Source organism: Flavitalea antarctica, assembly GCF_054461535.1.
This window is the reverse complement of the sequence record NZ_JBTLQG010000035.1, coordinates 1-18,891: the sequence shown is the minus strand read 5'-3', so window position 1 is coordinate 18,891 and position 18,891 is coordinate 1. Positions and strand designations below refer to the sequence as shown.

Here is an 18,891-nt window from a genome sequence, read left to right as displayed (position 1 = left end):
CAGGATCATGGAAAACACAAGCGACGTTAACATCGACCAGGAAACCATCAGCAAACTAGGTCTCAAACTATCGGAACAACCAGTAAATGCACAGATTGCTCCCGGAGCACGGATTTTCGAATACCCACATTTAGAAAACATCTTTATCATGGAAAGTGACCTGTATGGTAATAAAATGCCTAAAGACTCGTGTTTCCTTGCATTTACCGGACAGCACGGACTTGTAGGTAAACATCTAAAAGTAGAAACCTTAAGAAATGCAAGCCCGGAAGAAATCAGGACTATGGTTGAGAAGAACCGGGAGGGTTAACAGGGCGTTCAAAGCCTACATAACCCTATGACAAAACTGAATTGCATTAATACGCTGCATACCGGGATTTGGCTATTCCTCAATATTGTATCAGGCTATATGGCTTATACAGCGTTGGTGAATCTTTATTGATTTACCGGCTCGCTACAAATGAAAACCAGTAAGACTATGATCATTGCCCTATCAATAATCGGCTTCGCACTGATCATATTGATGATTGGGAGAATCTCATTACATATTCAATACCGCAAACAGGTAACGGAACTACTGTCAAAAGTAAAAAATGGTTCCAGCCGAACATATACCCAAAAACAATTGGAGGGCTTGCCCGCTCCGGTGCAACGCTATTTTACCCATGTCTTAAAAGAAGGTCAAGCCTATATCACCACAGTACGGTTTACCCATGAAGGGCTGTTTAAAACCGCAATAGATAAGGATTGGGTAGCTATTAAAGGAGAGCAAAATGTAACCACTGAAACACCGGGCTTTATCTGGAAAGGCACTACATCCTTGTTTACAGCCCGTGACATGTACATCGGAAATAAAGGGAGGCTCACTGTTTCCCTTTTTTCTTTATTTAAAGTAGTCGATGCCAGGGGAGAAAAATATGATGAAGGAGAATTGATACGGTGGCTTGGCGAAAGCATTTTGTATCCGACAAATCTGTTGCCCGGCGAAAGACTTCAATGGTCGGATATTGATTCAAGTACAGCCAAACTAACTTTTCACCATAACGGAATCTCACTGTATTACTTAGTCACCTTTAATGGCGGTGGTGAGATCAGCGAATTGGAGACAAAGCGATATATGGGCGAAAAGAATTTAGAAACCTGGATCATTAAACTATCCGATTATAAAGAGAGGAGCAACGTCCTGGTTCCTACAACAACGGAGGTGTTATGGAGGTTAGACAAAGGCGATTTCAGTTACGCAAAATTTCTCATCAAAGACGTGGAGTATAATAAGGCAGGCTAACATTGAGTTTAGCCTAAAAGGATGATCCAGGGCTTTAATGCGTAAACGATGTTTTTGTGGCATGGTCTTGTTTACCTTTGTGGTTATGACCGAACAAGAGCTTACCAGGCATTTCCCTTCCCTGGAAGAGGGCCTCAAGGAAGAAATTCTCAAAGTTGCTGAAGTAAGAATACTAAGCGCTGGTGAATTGCTGATACGTACCGGTCAAAACATCCGGTCGGCCCTGCTGGTCCTTGATGGACTGGTCAAGATCTACCGCGAAGATGAAGACGGGAACGAATTCTTCATGTATTACATTGATGCCGGGAAAGCCTGCGCAATTTCGCTGGTATGTGCTTTAGGCCAGGAGACCAGCGGGCTGATGGCAAAAGCAGTTACAGAAGCAACTGTATTAAGTATCCCGGTAAACTATCTTGATGAATGGATGGGAAAATATAAAAGCTGGGCGCGGTTTGCACTCAATTCTTACCGCGAACGTTTTGATGAACTGTTGCAAACCATTGATCACATAGCTTTCAGGAATATGGATGAGAGGCTGGTGTTCTACCTGAAGCGTCATCAGCAACAATTTCAGACAGACAGAATTGAGCTGCCCTTTACGGAAATTGCGCAAGATTTGAACTCATCCCGGGAAGTAATTTCCCGTTTGATGCGCAAGTTGGCAGACAACGGCGTCGTAATACTGATGGGCTCCTATGTAAAATTCGTTAATCTCGACAAGGCATTGAGATGAGAAACATCACAGTGTCAAACAAACCGGTTTGTTTTTGATCTGCTTGTCGATTGTGTTAGTATGTCCTCTGTATTATTTTTTGCAATAACGATCTGGCGTGATCTTTATCACGGCAATGATGCCTGGCTTGTGTGAGGTTTGCACACAAATCAAGTCACATGGAAATCTTTGGTTACCTGGCATCCTTGCTGATTGGTGTATCCCTCGGCCTGATCGGAGGTGGTGGCTCCATACTCACTGTTCCGGTAATGGTTTATCTGTTTGGATTGCAGCCTATGCTGGCCACCTCCTATTCGCTTTTTATCGTTGGCTCTACCAGCTTGTTTGGCGCTGTTGATAGCTTTCGTAAAGGATTAGTAAATATTAAAGCCGCTTTACTCTTTGGAGCCTCTTCAATTGTTACCGTCTTTTTAACACGAAGATTCCTGGTGCCGTTGATCCCCAAAGACATAATCACCATAGGCGGAATTACGATTACGGAAGCATTGTTAACAATGGTACTATTTGGCGTGTTGATGCTCACCGCCGCAGTCAGCATGCTACTTAGGAAAAATGTAATGGTTGAGGCACAAGAATGCAGTGATTGCCTGCGCTTTAGTAAACTTGTAGGCTATGGCATCGTTATAGGGTTGGTAACAGGGTTTTTGGGGGCCGGCGGGGGTTTCTTGCTGATTCCTGCGCTCGTCCTCCTCCTGAAACTTCCTATGAAGACGGCCATTGGCACATCTCTCATGATTATAGCCTTAAACTCATTGGTAGGTTTCACCGGCGATCTCGGGCATTTTCCTATCCACTGGTTGTTCTTGCTGAAGGTAACCGGCATAGCTGTCACCGGAATGTTTCTTGGTAGCACTTTAAGTAATAAAATCACTGGGGACAGGCTAAAAAAAGGCTTTGGCTGGTTCGTGCTGGTGATGGGTATCTATATCCTTGTTAAAGAAACGATATTATGATAAAAAGCATTTACAGGCGTGACACGTGTCACGAATAAATATACCGGAAGAAAAGAATTTTGCATATCATCAATTTATAAAATGAACAAAATGAAAATAGAACAGATTTATACGGGTTGCCTGGCACAAGGTGCTTACTACATCGAAAGCGAAGGTGAAGCAGTGGTAATTGATCCCTTACGGGAGGTGGAACCCTACCTTCAAAAAGCAACACGCAACGGCGCCAGGATTAAGTATGTTTTTGAAACCCACTTCCATGCAGATTTCGTCTCCGGTCATGTGGATCTGGCAAAACAGGCTAACGCACCTATCGTGTATGGGCCGAAAGCAAACCCATCTTTCCCTGCGATTATTGCGAAAGACGGCGAAGAATTCAAGGTTGGTAAATTAACGTTTAAGGTACTGCATACGCCCGGACATACCATGGAAAGCACCTGCTACTTATTAAAAGACGAGTCCGGGAAAGAAGTGGCACTATTCAGTGGCGATACCTTGTTTATTGGGGATGTGGGTCGGCCTGACCTCGCGCAAAAAGCAGCACACATGACAAAGGAAGAGCTGGCTGGCATCTTATATGACTCTTTGCGCACCAAAATTATCCCGCTTTCGGATGAAGTCATCGTTTATCCTGCTCACGGTGCCGGCAGTGCCTGTGGCAAAAACATGAGTAAGGAAACGACGGATACATTGGGGCATCAAAAGCAAACCAATTATGCATTGAGGAAAAACATGACCCGGGAAGAATTTATACGGGAAGTAACGGAAGGGCTGACAACGCCACCTGCTTACTTTCCACTAAACGTTATGTTGAACAGGCAAGGCTATGAAAGTATATCAAAAGTGATGCAGCGGGGTAAGCACGCGTTATCGCCCGATGCTTTTGAAACCGCAGCCAATGAAACCGGCGCCCTCGTACTGGACACCCGTGAACCCGGGACTTTTGCCAGGGGCTTTATTCCTAATTCCATCAATATTGGTATTGATGGCAGTTTTGCTCCCTGGGTAGGTGCGCTCATTCCGGACATTAAGCAGCAAATCCTGCTGGTCACCGATGAAGGTCGCGAAGAGGAAGTGATCACCCGGCTTGCAAGAGTTGGATATGATTATACCATCGGTTATCTGAAAGGCGGCTTCGAGGCCTGGTCGAAAGCAGGTAAAGAAGTTGATACAATAACATCTATTGATGCAGCGGAATTTGCTAAGCTCGCAAACCAGGAAGACATGCAGGTCATCGATGTCCGCAGGCCAGCTGAGTATGATAATGAGCACGTGGAAGGCGCCATCAACCTGCCGCTGGATAACATCAACGATGCAATTGGAAAAATCAATCCTGGCCAGCGATATTTGGTCCATTGTGCCGGAGGTTATCGCTCCATGATTTTTAATTCCATTTTGCGGGCAAGAGGATTTGACAATCTGGTGGATGTTCAAGGCGGATTCGAAGCTATTAAGAAAACCGGTGCTGTTGCGGTGACAGACTTTTCATGTCCGTCGACATTGGTAAAAAAATAATGAATACTAAGAATAGAAAACTGAGCATATGATGGAAATATTAAAGCAGCCCTGGCCATGGTACGTGGCAGGAGTTATTGTAGGACTAACAGTACCGGCATTGCTGATCCTGGGCAACAAACACTTTGGCATCTCAGCTAACCTGCGACACGCCTGCGCTGCGTGTTTTCCGGCCAACATTTCATTCTTTAAGTATAATTGGAAAAAAGAGATATGGAATCTGTTTTTTGTAGCCGGGATTCTTATTGGCGCTTTCCTTGCAACGCAATTTCTGACTAACCCAGATCCAGTGAAAGTGTCGCCTGCGCTACTTGCAGAGTTAGAAGGGTATGGTATTGAAGACCATTCAGGCGTTCTGCCAAAGGAGTTGTTCAGCCTTTCAAGCTTGTTCTCCATACGTGGATTGATCATGCTTATTGGCGGCGGATTCCTGGTGGGCTTTGGTACCCGTTATGCCGGGGGTTGTACCAGCGGCCATTCTATTATGGGCATCAGCAATCTGCAGTTACCTTCCCTGATTGCGACGGCATCCTTTATGGCTGGCGGCTTCCTGATGGCCAATGTATTCCTTCCCTATATTTTGAAATTGTAAAAACAATACCTTATGCGTGGCATTTTAAGTGATATATATCCTACCGATAACAAAGAAAAAGAACTTGACGACACCGATTACGAATCGAGATCACTGGATACAATCTGTGTCAATGAATCCCATCTGCAACACAAATGGTATCATAACCTGAAGTATGCTCTTGTGGGCATAATCTTTGGCATAACATTTACCAAGGCTGAAATAACTTCATGGTTCCGCATCCAGGAGATGTTTCGCCTGCAAAGCTTTCACATGTACGGCGTGATTGGAACCGCAATTATAGTCGGCATGATCTCTGTCTGGCTTATCAAAAAATACAAGGTAAAAACAATTTATGGTGAGACTATCGAATTTCATCCAAAAAAGTTTAACAAGGGGCAGATCATTGGCGGCCTGATCTTCGGGTTGGGATGGGCAATGACAGGTGCTTGCCCAGGACCGTTGTTTGCCCAGATCGGCTCCGGCTTTCTGGTGATTGTCATGGTGCTGTTAAGTGCTGTTGCCGGCACCTGGGTTTATGGATATTTCAGGGATAAATTACCGCATTAGTTTGCATCGCAGGAAATTAATTGCAGCAGCTATCCTCAGCCAATTGTGATGCCTTTCTACATGGTTGTCAAAATTATTGCAAACAAACTGGCTGTGTTACCTGGATAATTTTTCGGGTTGTTCAACTAATTGTTTTTTCATTACAATGGCACTTACCGGGCATACATGACTAAACTCAGATGAGCCTTTAAGTTCTTTAGGGACTACATCCCTTGTAATGATAGTGTACCCCTTTTTGCTGAAATACTTATCTGCTGTTTCGGTAAGAAGATACATTTCCGCAATACCGGTTGACTTTGCTTCCGTTTCGAGTCGGGTTACCAAGGTTTCCGCTATACGTTTGTTTCTATAATCAGGATGTACTACCATTGAGCGCAGTAAAGCATAAGTTCCATATCGCTCCATTCCAATAAGACCTATCAACTCACCTGCATCAACCGCAACATAGAAGTCGGTAAGTAAATCCGGCAGATCTTGTGAAGGAAGATTTTGCGACTGTAACAGGCTTTTAATTTTATCACGGTTTTGTTGCGTTGCTTTGACTATCTGCATGGTATAAAATTAATAAAAGTCAAAAAATCGTTAGTCGATAACATCAAGCTTGATCAGGATTAGTATCGCAATATTACGATATATTGACCATTTAAAAAACCTTCATCTTATACGAAAAAATTCCGGAGGTCATAAAGTAAGCTATTACTTTTTCAATTGCCGGGACTGTACCGGAGAGACCTGGCAATGAGTGTATTCAATATCTCATCTTTACAACGGACTGGTAAGATTTTTAGTTTTCAATCGTTTCAATGTGAACGGCTGCCCTGGGGCGATAACGATTATGCGTTCGGGGTTAACCACTTTTTCTTTCAGGTTTTTTGGGTCGCCATTAAAGGGTGTAAAATCCGGGGCATCAACAAATCCCCAGTGGCTAAGTATCAGCGGCGTATTAGGATAGGCATTAGCAATTTTCACTGCGCCTTCCAGTCCCGAATGGTAAAGCGGATCTTCGGAGTAATAAAATAAAATGGCATCGGGAGTGGGCATGTGAAGTTGTTCCTGGTTGAAACGGCTGTCGCCTGGTGCCCAGATGTTACCGTCGGGCGTATTGAACCAAAAGCCGCAGGCATCGCCGGGCTCGAAATAACGCTGACCAGGTTTAGGAAAATCGTTCTGCCAGTCGTGGTCGGCAAGGGTAAGCCGCACTGAAGTGTTGCCCACCCTAAATGTATCGCCAATAAAATGACCAAATGAATTTAAGCCTTCGTTTTTCATTAAAGAATCAACATAAATTGTTGAATGAAACTCTTTAGTAACCGGAGCTAAACTCCTGAAGGTTTCCACGCTGTAATGATCGTTATCGCTGTGTGTGGCGAATACTGCATCAAGTCGCGGCACACCTTGTGGGATTAACGGAAACTTCATTAAGAGTGGCATATCATAACCTTGTAACAGCGGATCAATCATGAAGGTTGTACCGCGACTGTTTACCAAAAAGCCGGCCATGCCTAACCATCGGATTACAGTATTGTCAGAAGCTGTAAAAGCCTCTTTGCCAAAGGGCTGCGACGCCGGGGCCTTTGCCTGGTATTTTTTCCTTGTAGTGTCAGATGTAATCTGCGCTTGCAAGGTAAACGTGGCCGTGGCAAATGTGAAAACTATTACTATTAAAGATTTTGAAACCATAACTTTTATTTATAGCATGACCAGTGCCCGCTTTCTATTTGTTTTGACATCACTGAATTAAGATTTCTTTGCCGCCAGGTGGAAGCTAGTATTCAACCCTTTCCTGTTGTATTGCATCATAGCGATCTCCCACCACGGGATACCCGGCAACTTTTGTTTCTAAGTCGCTGATCTCTTCTGGCGTAAGATTGAAATCAGCCGTTCGCAAATCTTCTTCCAAATGTGACAGCTTGGTGGTCCCGAACAGGGGCACGATAAAGGAATACTTGCTCATCATCCACGCCATGGCGATTTGCGCCGACGTCATGCTGCGTATTTTTCCGAATTCATTTATCACTTGCAGAATACGGGTATTTGCGCGTAGCGCTTCGGGTGTAAAGCGTGGCCAGGCGCCACGAATATCGTTGGTATTCATGTCAGCGTACTCTGTGAGCGACCCCCCAAGAAAACCACGGTTGATCGGACTATAGGCGGTAAAGCCTATGCCAAGTTCTTTCAGTGTATCAAAAACTTCAGTTTCAGGCTTGCGGAACATCAGATGATATTCACTCTGAACAGTGGTAACAGGCTGAACTTTATGCGCCCTGCGGATAGTTTGAGCACTAACCTCACTCAGGCCGAAATACCGCACCTTCCCTTCCTTGATCAGATCAGCAACTGCTCCGGCAACATCCTCTATCGGTACGTTCCGATCTATACGGTGCTGGTGGTAAAGATCAATATGGTCGGTCTTCAACCGCCGTAGCGAAGCCTCGCATGCGGCTTTTATTCGTTGGGGGCGATTGTCGTTTACCGGTGGGTTTTTGGTTAGGTCAACGGTGAACTTGGTACCGATGATTATTTTATCTCTGATGGGTGCGATGGCCCGGCCCAGCAGCTCTTCATTCCGACCTGAGCTATAACCTTCAGCCGTGTCAAAGAAATTGCATCCACGGTCATAGGCCTCGCGGATAAGTCTCTCCATCATCTTCTCATCGGGAACAGTTCCGCGACCGTTTTGCATGCCCATACATCCGAGCGCCAGGGCCGAAACAGTCAGAGCCGCTTTACCACTTCCGAGGGTGCGCTTATTTGATAAAATCGTACATCCGCTGGTTTCGGATTCTGCTTCCCCGAGGTTAACCGCAGTTGAAGCTGAAATGCTTTTCCCCCCAAACAGTACGCCGGTACCCGCGAATAGGGTCGATTTCAAAAGTTCACGTCGTTTCATTATTTCTGCTTTAGATTTTTTTGAAAGGCCTTCTTTATCAAACAAATTAACTTCCCAAAAAATGACTGCCGACAAACGATTACCTGCAGACACCTGATTACAGGGCTTTGTTGATGGCCAGACAAAGGTCCATATAACTGGTATGTGACAGGTTATACCAATTCCTGATTTCCTTACCATTATTCCCGGTTGGGGGTGACAAAGTCAGCACTTTAAAACCCTTATTCTACCTTTATGATACCAAAATGCGATTCGTGAAAACCATTCGAAAAATAGAAACAGTCACGCAGTTCAACCGGGAGCGCGGGCAGAAAACGTTACATCCTTTAATCAGTGTTCTTGACCAATCATTGTCAGGGCAGGTAATGGCGACTCGTTATTTATCAGACGTCTACATCGTCTTTCTAAAGGACACGAAGTGTGAAGAGTTGAAGTATGGCCGCAATCAATACGATTATGAAGAAGGAACGCTGTTGTTTATTGCGCCGGGACAGGTCTTTGGTTTCGAAGAGAGTGGAAAGATGCTCCAACCAACTGGCTGGGCACTTTGCTTTCATCCTGATTTACTCCAGGGAACTCATCTGGGCAAGCACATTGCCGAATATCATTTCTTCTCGTATGAGGCAAACGAGGCCCTTCACCTATCTGAGGCTGAGCGGCAATTCGTGGTGGAGTGCTTTCAGAAAATTCAGCATGAATTAGCGCATGCAATAGACAAACACAGCCGCACACTCATCGTCAATAACATTGAATTGCTCCTCAACTATTGCGTTCGCTTTTACGACCGGCAGTTCGTAACAAGGGAATATGCGAATAGCGATGTGTTGACCCGGTTTGAAAATCTTTTGAATGAGTACTTTCATTCAGAGAAGCCGCAAACAGCAGGGTTACCTTCAGTCGCAGATTGTGCGGCGCAACTGAATTTGTCGTCAAGGTATTTTGGTGACCTGGTGAAAAAAGCAACCGGGAAATCAGCGCAGGAGTTTATACAGTTAAAAGTCATTTCTGCTGCCAAAGAAAGAATACTTGACCCTGGTAAAACCATCAGCGAGGTTGCATATGAACTGGGTTTTAAGTATCCGTCACACTTCACCCGGATGTTCAAACAACAGGTAGGGTATTCGCCTCACGAATACAGGATGTTGAACTAGCGGAGTAAAAATCGTATCCACCTGACCTTTTTCTTGATCCTTCTTTCTGGTGAATGGCTTCATAGAATTCATAGCCTTATGGCGTTTATCTGATCTTGCTTTCACTTTTTCCATCCAAAGGATTTATTTAATTTGGACAAATGGACCGTGATATTTTAATGCTTATTGACAAGCTTCCCGATCTGGCAGTCATTTTATCCACCGATGGCACATTTGAAAAAGTGAATCGGGCCTTCATCAACTGTCTTCAATATACTGCAGAAGAACTGGAGGGGAGACTCTATTCAGAGATTATTGCTTCGAAAAACGACGCCGAAGTTCAGGCTATTACAAAAAAATTGCAGCAAGGCGAACAGCTTTCATGTTTAATTCATACCCTACATAAAAAAGATGGAAGTCAGCTTTCTGTCAGTTGGTCGTTTACCTCTGTTGCGAATGTCATTTTTTGCATTGGCAGATCTGTGGATCAGGCAGCAAATACCGGCCAGCAGCTTCTGCAAAAGGAGCACCTGTTTCAAGCACTGGTTGAGAACTCTTTCGATTTGCTGGCTGTTACGGATATAAACGGCTATTGGACCTATGTCAGTGAATCGCTGGCCACCTTACTGCACAGAAAACCAAAAGAATTAATTGGTCAGCTTTGCTTTGATTACATTCACCCGGAAGACCTTCCGCAGCTGGCGGTGGAGATGGAGACACTTTTGAAGGGGCAGCGAAAGTTGCAGGGCCCACCCTACCGGTTTAAGAATGGTTATGGTGAATGGTTATGGATGGAAGCGATTGTCACCAACCGGTTGGACGACCCCGAGATCACCGGGATCATTATAACCGGCAGGGATATCAGTGACCGTATCCGGGCCGAAAAAAACGCAAAGGAAGTGCAGCTTCTGGAAGCATTAAAAGAGGGAGAAGAAAAAGAACGCAGCCGTATCTCACGCGACCTGCACGACGAGATCTCAGCGATGGTTGTGGCAGCAAAAATGCATTTCGCAACACTCACCCATGCTGAGACGTCGGTGGAAGGGAATAAGGAGTATCAACAAGGCATCAGGTTGCTCGACGAGGCTGCCCGGCAGATTCGCAACACATCGCATAACCTGATGCCGGAAATTTTATTGGAGAAGGGCCTGAACAAAGCGCTTGAATACTTTTTGAACAGCGTCACTAATTGTCAGTTGCAAATACGATATGTTGCTGTCGGAAATGATACGCGGTATTCAGCCAGTTTTGAACTTTCGCTATACCGGATTCTTCAGGAATTAGTGAACAACATAGTGAAGCATTCAAAAGCCACGGAGGCCATTGTGCAGTTGAGTTACCAACCCCAGGTGCTTTCGGTAACCATCGAGGATAACGGGATAGGATTTGAAGAACCTTTTGCAAGGGAGGGCACCGGTTTGCGCTCCATACGTAAGCGGGTAGCCGTCATGAATGGCGATATCGAAATTCAGTCGGGCCCGCAAGAAGGCACCAATATCTACCTGGAATTTAATCAACCAACGCTTTCGGGTCCCGACAGTGAGGCAAGGCCAGTTGTTTCTCACCGGTAATATTTATATTCAAAATTATTCTTAGCCAGTCGGGCAAAGACCCTATAGCAGTCATGGAAACAATCAAAATTGCAGTTATTGACGACCACGAAGTAGTGATCAACGGATTAAAGGCCATGTTTGCCGGCCACGAACAATTCACGATCACCTTCACTACCACTGATGCACATACGCTGCTGGCCCACCTGGACAGCAATAAAATTGACGTGCTCCTGATGGACATTCAAATGCCGGGTACCAGTGGCGTTGACCTTTGTAAAATCGTTAATAAAAAACAAGCTACCACTAAGATACTTGCTTTCACCAGTTTCGATGACTCCCACTACATTCGCCAGGTGATGCGCAACGGAGCTTCAGGTTATCTTTTAAAAAATGCGGACAAGCAAACCATTTTTTCAGCTATTGAAACCGTGATGGGCGGAAGCGAATTTCTGGACGAATCGGTAAAAAAAATATTACTTCATGAAAGTCTGACGGGTCAAAGGAGGTCGATGTTCGACATTCCGCTGACTAAACGGGAAAAGGAAATATTAAAACTTGTAGGTGAAGGATTGAGCAACCAGGAAGTTGCCGATAAACTATTTATCAGCCTGCGGACAGTGGAAACACACCGGCTAAATTTATCGCAAAAGCTGGGGGCAAAAAATGCTGCCGGTCTTGTAAAAGAAGCCATCCGCCGGGGGCTGGTTGACTAAAGATGGTGTTGCGCCGAACAGACGGTTACTCCACGACTATGCCGTTGCTTTTGATCCCTGCACCTCCAGGCTTGTTGTATCGAATTCGAGGTACGCACTGACACCGGCACCACCGGCACCGTCAATATCCATCTTACCATTCATGGCCAAGACACGTTGTTGCAGGCTTTTGATGCCCGTACCGTCCGGTTGTAACTGATCCCTAAAACCAATCCCGTTGTCTTCAACAGTTAGTGACAGTATCTGGCCAAGAACGCTCAACTGCACTATGGCCTGAGAAGCTCCTGAATGTTTCACTACGTTATGAAGCAGTTCCTGTACAATCCGGTAGATGGCCAGTTCAAAATTTTCATTGTATCGTGTGATATCACCCCAGGAGTCGTATTGAACCTGTAACCGGCTGCTGGAGATGTTTCCGCAATAGCGTTGCAGAGCCGCATCCAATCCGTGTGCAATCAGTATCTCCGGCATCAGGTTGTGCGCTGTTTTGCGTATCTCCTGACTTGCTTCGTTCAACAAACTCATCCCGCGCTGAAAGCCGTCGGTTTGGGTGAGGTCGCGACCGTCGGCTATACTGCCGAAGTGCATTTTTACCGCTGCCAGCATGCCCGCCACCCCATCGTGCAAATCTTTCGCAATGCGGCTGCGTTCTTTTTCCTCGCCGTTAATCAACGCTTGCAGTGTGTCAATCTCCTTTTGCTTTTGCAGACTTAAAAGATTGGACCGGTATGCCTTCCGTCTGTACCGCGATCGCAGATACAGCCCGGTTGCGAGCAAAGTCATTGCCAGCAAACCGCTAACAGCATATAAAATCTGCTTGTTGCTTTTTTCCAGCGAAAGGTTAGCTTGTGTCAGCAAAAGTCTTTTCTCTGTAATTTCTTTTGAGCGTTCTGAAGCCTTGTAACGCGTTTCAGCATCTGCCTGGGCAGCCATGCTTTGAACATTTAGAATCGAGTCTTTTATTTTGATGTACTGACCCAGAAACAGATAGGCGCTTTTGTAAGCGCCTGATTTGAAGTTGGCATCAGCAAGGTGTTCAAAGAGATCATCCTGTAGTACGACGAGGTTTGTTTCTTCTGACTTTCGCAGCGCTTTTCTTAAGAGCTCCTGCCGTTCTTTTTGCCATCCTTTTTTATCGTATGCCAACGAAAGGGTTATACACGAATTGAGATACAAGCCTGCCAGGCCGCTTTGATGCGCATACCGCATCGCCTTCCTTGCATAACTAATAGCGGAATCAATCCTGTTTACCTCAAAAAGAATTTCGCTTAAGTTGAAATAGCTTTCTGCCAACGAATAATTTTCTCCGAGCGTAGTAGCAATTTGCACCGCTTCGGAGGCATAAGATTGGGCCTGTTCCAGCAATTTCAATGCGCTCAGGGCACGGGATTTATCGGTCAGAGCGGCAATTAAAATCACAATCGACTTTCGGTCGGTTTTTTGTTGCCTGGCTATATCTATTGCCTGATGGGTGTAATAGAGAGCCTTTTCGAAGTTTTCATTGTTGCCGAACAGGACGCCGATATTCCTGTTCATAGTCGCTATTTCATAAGCGTCAGAAGATATGTTGAAACAAGGGAGCGCTTTAAGATAATAAAGGATTGCACTGTCACGGTTTCCCGTCATCTCATGAACCGATCCGATATTGCCATAGCAGGAGCCAACATATTTCCGGCGATCCGTTTTTTCAAAGAATGTGATTGCCTTTTGGTACATCAGCATTGCCGAATCAGGTTGACCGGTTTGCATGTAGGTAATGCCTATATTCATCGTGCAAAGCCCCGCCCCTAACCAAAATTTGCTCCGTTGACTCAGATCCAGGGCAATCCTAAGCAGTGAATCCGCTCTCTTGTTATCATTTCCAATTAAAGGCCCTGTGTACCGGATCAGATTCCTGACCTTAACCGTATCTTCTTTTGCAGCAAGCAGGCGTTGCAGCGTGGTATCCTGGGCGAAAGCGGAAGACGTTGTCAGGAAGATTACTAAAACTGGTATCCATTTCATCTAAGACAGTTACATGGTCAAAATCGACAGTTGATGATTCAACGCGTTTGATTGTGTCGGGAGAAAACAGGTGACCCCTGAAAGCCTGGGCTTCCTAGAGACTGGCTTTGTAACCAGAATATATTTTGATTGCCTCTTCAACCTGGTTCTGACCAGCTTGCGCAATTAGTATGTCTTGCCATAAACGCTCTGTCGCACTGTATAGGTGGGTTGCAGCATTCCAAACCCGGGCTTGCAGGTCTGAGAGTAAGACCACCCCCGCAGGTGTTCGGGTGGATGGCTGTGCCGATAAGCTTTGCAGTTTCTCTGCAATCGCCGACAGTCGTTGAAACTGAACCTGCCACTTTGCAAATCGAGTCTCATAGACCCGTGCGAAGTGCTCATGTCGTTTTCGCCCGTATATTTTGTAAGCTGCTATGGCCTTATTTGGGTCTTCCACTTCGAGGGTGAAACCTTCCGCCGTTTTTACATTTAGCTTTGGCAGCGCCGCAAACTCCTTATTGAACGTTTCGTGTATCGCGTTTAAAGCCGGGTCCTGTCCGCCGAAATCTAACTTTGCAACCAGTGCGTTCGATTTTGGCAGAGTATGGTCAATCATCTTCTCCAGCGAAATCGCTTGCAGGTACCAGTCTTTTTCAGCGCCGGAGAATTTGCTCGCTACACCCCAGGACAAAAGGCCGCTGCTCAATAATGGCCTGCCCGCAACCAGCAGTTGAAACTGGAGATACTGGTTATCGGACGATAATCCTTTAGTGCTACTTGAATAATCCCTGTAAAGCGTTCGCTCTGCAGCACTGTATGCATTTGAATTTGCCGCACCGCTCTCCAGATTTTTAAGAAAGTATGCATACAAGGGCTTGTATGCTTCGTCTGAGCCTTTTTTCACCTTCCCTGAACAAGTAGCCAGAAGCATCTCCACGTCGGGAGTTGGCTTTGCCAATGCCAGTTGCAAAGTGGCTGGTGGTTGTGGGAGGTGTGCTGTAAACTCATCTACGGACAGCGCTTCCTGGGCTTTTCCAGTACAGGAATACATTATTGCCAGAAGGGAAATCAGAAATGTTTGAAAGATTTTCATTTGATTTTATATAAAGTATTCAATACAACCGGAAAGGCTGAGAGTCAGGGTTACAATAAATAAGCGGGATTACAATTTGATGAATTCAACTCTTCGGTTTTTTGCCTTGCCTTCTTTGCTCGTATTTTCAGCAACTGGTTTTGATTCGCCCAGGCCATCGAATAGCACACGGCTGGCTTCAATGTCAAACTCAGTGCTCAAAGCGTTCTTTACGGCTTCAGCACGTTGTTTGGATAAGTCTATATTTTTTGCATCGTCGCCATCGCTGTCGGTGTGACCAATAATTTTCACTTTCAGCGAAGTATTTTCCTTCAACACTGCGGCAATCCCTTTGAGTACGCCGGCACTTTCAGGTTTGATCTTAGCCGATGCCACATCGAATAAAATGCCAGTCGTTACCAACTTGCCTTCGGTAAGTAATTTGTTGCGCAGGTCCGGGGTTCCTTCGGCTACCTTGATGTTGGACAAGAAGACGCCAAATTGGTCAGGTGTGTAAGCCGAAGCAGTCAGGCCAAAACCGATCCGGTTGAACACTGCTCCTTCGGGAATACCCTGCGGGATGTCACAAACTTTTTCGGCATCCATCCAAATACGGATGCGTTCTTTTTGCACCCACACCGAAAGATGAAAGGGTTTCCCCGCCAGGCTGCCCGATTTCAGTTCCTTAGGTTCGTTAGAGAAGTAGTCTGTACCCTTTGCAAAGCTTTTCAGATAAGTTGCCGGTTCCGTTTTGTGGGGCACCAGAACAAAAGACACTTCGTTGGCAGCAGCTTCGTCCACCAGGAAAGACCGGGCCTTTGTATCACCCGGTTGCAGTTCCAGCATCTTAAACTCAAGGTCCGGATAAGTATATCCCTCTTCGCCGGTGTACTGCAGCATCACATCCATTTCCACCGTGAAATTGTCGGGCAGCTTTTGCAAGGCTGGCGAAGCATAACGGCTGCCGCTAAAGAGTTGCATCCATTTACCGCGATGGCTTTCGAGGGTCACTGTTTCGCCGCGTTTGTTGGTGCTCCAGTTCAGTGGCAGCTCGCCGATTTCATCCTGAGAAAAATCTTCAGCATATACAATACGTTCCCCGGGAATGAAATCAAATTTAGAATAGACTTTAAACGAAGTTGCTTTCGTTTCTGATTTTGCACTTGACGGCGCAGTTGCATTGGTCCCGGGTTGTTCTTCTGTTTTTTTCGGGGTGTCGGAACCTTTTTTTGCTTCCGGTTTCCTGGTGAGTTCTTCTTCCGCCTTGTCAATGGCTTTGTCCATGCCCTCATCAACGCGCTGTTCAGTCCTCGCCTTCGCTTTGTCTTTTAATTTGTCAAGGTATCCTTGCTGGCTAAAGCCTGTAAAGGGCAATGTCAGCATTGCAAATGCAAATAATTTTTTCATTATTGTAGGTTATTTGTCTGTTGAAAAGGCAAAATAACCGGAAGAGAAACGCCAAAAGATCAGCAGCTATAACGATTTTCGCAATTCAGTACTACTACGTAGCAGGCAGGCAAAGTTTATAACAGATTCATCCCCCTTACCCCGTTGGGGTATTAATCTAGCGCCGCAACCGCTATATTTTGTGGGCCAGGCGGGTATTCACAGCAAATATATTACGGCGAAGAAATGGAAACGAAGTAATTTCCTCCGTTGCGTTGGTTCAAATCAGTGATCGTGAGTTTCTTTTTGAGAAAAAAATTTATAGAGTTCTTCTGCGAGATATACAGGATTCTCATCGCCCAGCCAATGCCCTGCGTCGGGAACAACCAGCGTGGCAACATCATCGGCAACCGATTGAAACAATATGCCAACGTATTGCGCTGAGCTGCTCTCGCCTCCAACAGCAAGCAGGGGCATTTTGAGTTTGTTCTTTGCTAATTCTTCATTGTTCTTTTTATCCTCCCAAACAGCTGCGTAATATTCAATGCCTGCCCGTAGCGCCCCCGGCTTTGAGATCTGCTTTACGTATTCTTCGAAATGCTCTTTACTGACGGCACTTTCGTTGTGGCTCAGGTGCCAGAAAAACCAGGTCAGTAATTGCCTTTCCTTCCCGGCAAATGCAAACTCCGCAACCTGCGGTACGGTAAAGAAGCCCAGGTGCCAATTGCTTCCCGCAGTCCATTCAGGCGCGGGTGCCATAATGGTTTCGTAGCCGAAGCCTGGTAAGCCAAACTCCATCACAACCAGCTTTTCAACAAGGTCAGGATGTTGAGCGGCAAGACTGTAAGCCACCCCAGAACCAAGGTCGTAACCAGCGACATAGAGTTTTTCGTATCCCAACAACCTAATCAGTTCATACAAGTCGTTCGACATGATTTTTTTGTCGTAGCCAACGGTAGGAATGGATGAGCCGCCGGCACCCCGCAAATCTGGCGCAATCACTGTATATTTTTCGGCTAGTATTGGTGCAATGGCATGCCACATGAGTGAATGCTGCGGCCAGCCATGGATGAGTATCAGAGGCATCCCTTTTCCCCCTATGCGATAGTGAATCTGAACACCGTTCACATTCGCTTTTTTGTGCTTAAAATCTTCGAACTTCATAAATGGTTGTTTAGGTGAATTATATCTTATCGGCTAACTTTTGCTTCCAATTCATCAGTTAAGGCGTCGCTATATATGCCATAGCCGTTTACCAATAACCCTTTCAGTCCAGAATGTTTACCCTTGCATTTTCATCATTGCATCCATGTCGATATCTCCGAAATATTCCCGGTAGCTATAAATTTTGCCATCTTTAATATCAAAGGATGAGGCAATACGGTTGAAGTATGGGAACCCCATGATCGTACCTTCGTCAGTAAATTCGATGACTACCGTATCGCCACTTTCGGTTACGCGAAGCGGCTCGGAAAAAATAAAATCGGCTTTGGCAGTTGTGATGGTATCATAAAATTGTTTTGCTCTGGCTTTGCCTACATTCTTACCTCTGAACTCTCCTGCCGGCGCATAAAAGGTATAGTCTTCGGTGAGAAGGTTCAGGTAATTGTCAAAGCTGCCCCGTTTGTGACCTTCAGCCAGATATCGAAAGGCAAGTAATGCTGTTTCTTTGTTAGTTTGTGTCATGGTTATTGTTAATTAGGTGAATGCGGTTCCTTTTAAAAGGCTTGCATTGAGATACAAGACCTAGTAAGCTCTTTCTGCTAAGAGCCATCGTCCGTTGACCAGCTCCATACTTAAGCCCATACAAACAGCAGTAACAAAAGTCAGGTACTTTCTTTTTATGCGCATACGCTTATAGTTTACAGTTGAGTAGCACATTGAGGAGCAAATCAATTCCCCGCCTGTCTACATTCATTTTCACGAAGTCGCTCTTATAATACCGGGATACTAAAACCGTTGCACTGAGGTGGGGCGTAAATTGGTAATCGCCTTTGGTATACAATTGATGTCCGAGATAGGTACTGTTTCCGATGATGAACTCAATGGTTCCAAACGGCGCATATAACCCGTCTTGTTTCGACGCCCGCCAGAAAAAATCCAATCCCCCAGCCAATGCCATTTTCCGGGCACTCCAGGTTAGGCTTGCATTTGGATTGATAATGTTAGCTGGGAAAATACCAATTGCCGTTTGGTAGTACAGGAGGTTTGGGAATAAAGGATTGAACGTATTCAGGCGGCTGTCATTTAGTGAACGATTACCGGATGCATAGCCAAACTTTACCGCTGGCTTTAGCACTCCATTTTTCATCCTGAACTCCTTCCATATCTTGCCGTCTACTTCAAATGCATGTATTGTGTAACTCCCGTATGTCCCAAACTGGTAAATAGTCTCTGCATCGAAATCAACAGCCTCGAATAATTTTCCGAACAACCTGATGCCAATGCTATGTCTCGTTTCCCTTGCCCGGTGCGGCTGTTTAGTATAGCTTGCCGATGGATTGTAAAACCCGAGGTAATAGAAGTCAGCATTTATT

At 45.5% G+C, this 18,891-nt stretch carries 19 protein-coding genes; 10 read left to right on the top strand and 9 right to left on the bottom strand.

Features of this window, described 5'->3' with window-relative positions:
- Positions 1 to 7 precede the first annotated feature (7 nt).
- The 7 genes from ACX0G7_RS22425 (at position 8) to ACX0G7_RS22395 (ending at position 5,624) form a co-directional block, all read left to right on the top strand.
- On the top strand, positions 8 to 310 hold the full coding sequence (locus ACX0G7_RS22425; protein WP_458925767.1) for a hypothetical protein: 303 nt from the start codon (positions 8 to 10) through the stop codon (positions 308 to 310).
- Between the two features lie 168 nt (positions 311 to 478).
- On the top strand, positions 479 to 1,285 hold the full coding sequence (locus ACX0G7_RS22420) for a DUF6544 family protein (RefSeq protein ID WP_458925766.1): 807 nt from the start codon (positions 479 to 481) through the stop codon (positions 1,283 to 1,285).
- Between the two features lie 85 nt (positions 1,286 to 1,370).
- Entirely contained in the window at positions 1,371 to 2,018 is a 648-nt protein-coding gene (locus tag ACX0G7_RS22415; RefSeq protein WP_458925765.1) for a Crp/Fnr family transcriptional regulator, read from the top strand.
- Positions 2,019 to 2,176: 158 nt separating this feature from the next.
- Complete coding sequence (locus ACX0G7_RS22410) at positions 2,177 to 2,971, top strand: sulfite exporter TauE/SafE family protein (protein ID WP_458925764.1); 795 nt, start codon at positions 2,177 to 2,179, stop codon at positions 2,969 to 2,971.
- Between the two features lie 90 nt (positions 2,972 to 3,061).
- The gene (locus ACX0G7_RS22405) at positions 3,062 to 4,483 is read left to right on the top strand and encodes an MBL fold metallo-hydrolase (RefSeq protein WP_458925763.1); all 1,422 of its coding nucleotides are present in this window, start codon (positions 3,062 to 3,064) and stop codon (positions 4,481 to 4,483) included.
- Positions 4,484 to 4,511: 28 nt separating this feature from the next.
- Positions 4,512 to 5,075 carry a YeeE/YedE family protein gene (locus ACX0G7_RS22400; protein WP_458925762.1) on the top strand — a complete coding sequence of 188 codons (564 nt, stop codon included), beginning with the start codon at positions 4,512 to 4,514 and terminating at the stop codon, positions 5,073 to 5,075.
- Between the two features lie 12 nt (positions 5,076 to 5,087).
- Positions 5,088 to 5,624: a YeeE/YedE family protein gene (locus ACX0G7_RS22395; RefSeq protein ID WP_458925761.1), complete on the top strand. Its 537-nt coding sequence runs from the start codon at positions 5,088 to 5,090 to the stop codon at positions 5,622 to 5,624.
- Between the two features lie 96 nt (positions 5,625 to 5,720).
- Here ACX0G7_RS22395 and arsN2 read toward each other — a convergent pair whose 3' ends face one another.
- The 3 genes from arsN2 to ACX0G7_RS22380 all read right to left on the bottom strand — a co-directional run bounded on the left by arsN2 (position 5,721) and on the right by ACX0G7_RS22380 (position 8,514).
- Complete coding sequence (gene arsN2 / locus ACX0G7_RS22390; RefSeq protein WP_458925760.1) at positions 5,721 to 6,176, bottom strand: arsenic resistance N-acetyltransferase ArsN2; 456 nt, start codon at positions 6,174 to 6,176, stop codon at positions 5,721 to 5,723.
- 210 nt (positions 6,177 to 6,386) lie between these two features.
- A complete protein-coding gene (locus tag ACX0G7_RS22385; RefSeq protein WP_458925759.1) occupies positions 6,387 to 7,304 on the bottom strand; it encodes an MBL fold metallo-hydrolase in 918 nt (305 codons plus the stop codon).
- 85 nt (positions 7,305 to 7,389) lie between these two features.
- Positions 7,390 to 8,514, bottom strand: a complete 1,125-nt coding sequence (locus tag ACX0G7_RS22380; RefSeq protein WP_458925758.1) for an aldo/keto reductase — start codon at positions 8,512 to 8,514, stop codon at positions 7,390 to 7,392.
- Between the two features lie 254 nt (positions 8,515 to 8,768).
- On the opposite strand from ACX0G7_RS22380, the gene ACX0G7_RS22375 reads away from it, so the two are divergent.
- The 3 genes from ACX0G7_RS22375 to ACX0G7_RS22365 all read left to right on the top strand — a co-directional run bounded on the left by ACX0G7_RS22375 (position 8,769) and on the right by ACX0G7_RS22365 (position 11,910).
- Complete coding sequence (locus ACX0G7_RS22375) at positions 8,769 to 9,665, top strand: helix-turn-helix domain-containing protein (RefSeq protein ID WP_458925757.1); 897 nt, start codon at positions 8,769 to 8,771, stop codon at positions 9,663 to 9,665.
- 140 nt (positions 9,666 to 9,805) lie between these two features.
- The gene (locus tag ACX0G7_RS22370; RefSeq protein WP_458925756.1) at positions 9,806 to 11,215 is read left to right on the top strand and encodes a PAS domain-containing sensor histidine kinase; all 1,410 of its coding nucleotides are present in this window, start codon (positions 9,806 to 9,808) and stop codon (positions 11,213 to 11,215) included.
- 53 nt (positions 11,216 to 11,268) lie between these two features.
- Complete coding sequence (locus ACX0G7_RS22365) at positions 11,269 to 11,910, top strand: response regulator (protein ID WP_458925755.1); 642 nt, start codon at positions 11,269 to 11,271, stop codon at positions 11,908 to 11,910.
- A 36-nt stretch (positions 11,911 to 11,946) separates the two neighbouring features.
- On the opposite strand, the gene ACX0G7_RS22360 is transcribed toward ACX0G7_RS22365, so the two are convergent.
- The 6 genes from ACX0G7_RS22360 to ACX0G7_RS22335 form a co-directional block, all read right to left on the bottom strand.
- Complete coding sequence (locus tag ACX0G7_RS22360; RefSeq protein ID WP_458925754.1) at positions 11,947 to 13,914, bottom strand: tetratricopeptide repeat-containing sensor histidine kinase; 1,968 nt, start codon at positions 13,912 to 13,914, stop codon at positions 11,947 to 11,949.
- 94 nt (positions 13,915 to 14,008) lie between these two features.
- Positions 14,009 to 14,989: a hypothetical protein gene (locus tag ACX0G7_RS22355; RefSeq protein WP_458925753.1), complete on the bottom strand. Its 981-nt coding sequence runs from the start codon at positions 14,987 to 14,989 to the stop codon at positions 14,009 to 14,011.
- Between the two features lie 69 nt (positions 14,990 to 15,058).
- Positions 15,059 to 16,375, bottom strand: a complete 1,317-nt coding sequence (locus ACX0G7_RS22350; protein WP_458925752.1) for an OmpA family protein — start codon at positions 16,373 to 16,375, stop codon at positions 15,059 to 15,061.
- A 264-nt stretch (positions 16,376 to 16,639) separates the two neighbouring features.
- Positions 16,640 to 17,518, bottom strand: a complete 879-nt coding sequence (locus ACX0G7_RS22345) for an alpha/beta fold hydrolase (protein ID WP_458925751.1) — start codon at positions 17,516 to 17,518, stop codon at positions 16,640 to 16,642.
- A 117-nt stretch (positions 17,519 to 17,635) separates the two neighbouring features.
- Positions 17,636 to 18,040 carry a nuclear transport factor 2 family protein gene (locus ACX0G7_RS22340; protein ID WP_458925750.1) on the bottom strand — a complete coding sequence of 135 codons (405 nt, stop codon included), beginning with the start codon at positions 18,038 to 18,040 and terminating at the stop codon, positions 17,636 to 17,638.
- A gap of 169 nt (positions 18,041 to 18,209) precedes the next feature.
- Positions 18,210 to 18,891: alginate export family protein (locus ACX0G7_RS22335; protein WP_458925749.1), on the bottom strand; the 682-nt coding region annotated here is incomplete at its 5' end.

Excerpts from the sequence above, each read along its gene's own strand:
- ACX0G7_RS22425 (WP_458925767.1), top strand. The coding sequence starts at position 8 with ATGGAAAACACAAGCGACGTTAACATCGACCAGGAAACCATCAGCAAA.
- ACX0G7_RS22420 (WP_458925766.1), top strand. The coding sequence starts at position 479 with ATGATCATTGCCCTATCAATAATCGGCTTCGCACTGATCATATTGATG.
- ACX0G7_RS22415 (WP_458925765.1), top strand. The coding sequence starts at position 1,371 with ATGACCGAACAAGAGCTTACCAGGCATTTCCCTTCCCTGGAAGAGGGC.
- ACX0G7_RS22410 (WP_458925764.1), top strand. The coding sequence starts at position 2,177 with ATGGAAATCTTTGGTTACCTGGCATCCTTGCTGATTGGTGTATCCCTC.
- ACX0G7_RS22405 (WP_458925763.1), top strand. The coding sequence starts at position 3,062 with ATGAAAATAGAACAGATTTATACGGGTTGCCTGGCACAAGGTGCTTAC.
- ACX0G7_RS22400 (WP_458925762.1), top strand. The coding sequence starts at position 4,512 with ATGATGGAAATATTAAAGCAGCCCTGGCCATGGTACGTGGCAGGAGTT.
- ACX0G7_RS22395 (WP_458925761.1), top strand. The coding sequence starts at position 5,088 with ATGCGTGGCATTTTAAGTGATATATATCCTACCGATAACAAAGAAAAA.
- arsN2 (WP_458925760.1), bottom strand. The coding sequence starts at position 6,176 with ATGCAGATAGTCAAAGCAACGCAACAAAACCGTGATAAAATTAAAAGC.
- ACX0G7_RS22385 (WP_458925759.1), bottom strand. The coding sequence starts at position 7,304 with ATGGTTTCAAAATCTTTAATAGTAATAGTTTTCACATTTGCCACGGCC.
- ACX0G7_RS22380 (WP_458925758.1), bottom strand. The coding sequence starts at position 8,514 with ATGAAACGACGTGAACTTTTGAAATCGACCCTATTCGCGGGTACCGGC.
- ACX0G7_RS22370 (WP_458925756.1), top strand. The coding sequence starts at position 9,806 with ATGGACCGTGATATTTTAATGCTTATTGACAAGCTTCCCGATCTGGCA.
- ACX0G7_RS22365 (WP_458925755.1), top strand. The coding sequence starts at position 11,269 with ATGGAAACAATCAAAATTGCAGTTATTGACGACCACGAAGTAGTGATC.
- ACX0G7_RS22360 (WP_458925754.1), bottom strand. The coding sequence starts at position 13,914 with ATGAAATGGATACCAGTTTTAGTAATCTTCCTGACAACGTCTTCCGCT.
- ACX0G7_RS22355 (WP_458925753.1), bottom strand. The coding sequence starts at position 14,989 with ATGAAAATCTTTCAAACATTTCTGATTTCCCTTCTGGCAATAATGTAT.
- ACX0G7_RS22350 (WP_458925752.1), bottom strand. The coding sequence starts at position 16,375 with ATGAAAAAATTATTTGCATTTGCAATGCTGACATTGCCCTTTACAGGC.
- ACX0G7_RS22345 (WP_458925751.1), bottom strand. The coding sequence starts at position 17,518 with ATGAAGTTCGAAGATTTTAAGCACAAAAAAGCGAATGTGAACGGTGTT.
- ACX0G7_RS22340 (WP_458925750.1), bottom strand. The coding sequence starts at position 18,040 with ATGACACAAACTAACAAAGAAACAGCATTACTTGCCTTTCGATATCTG.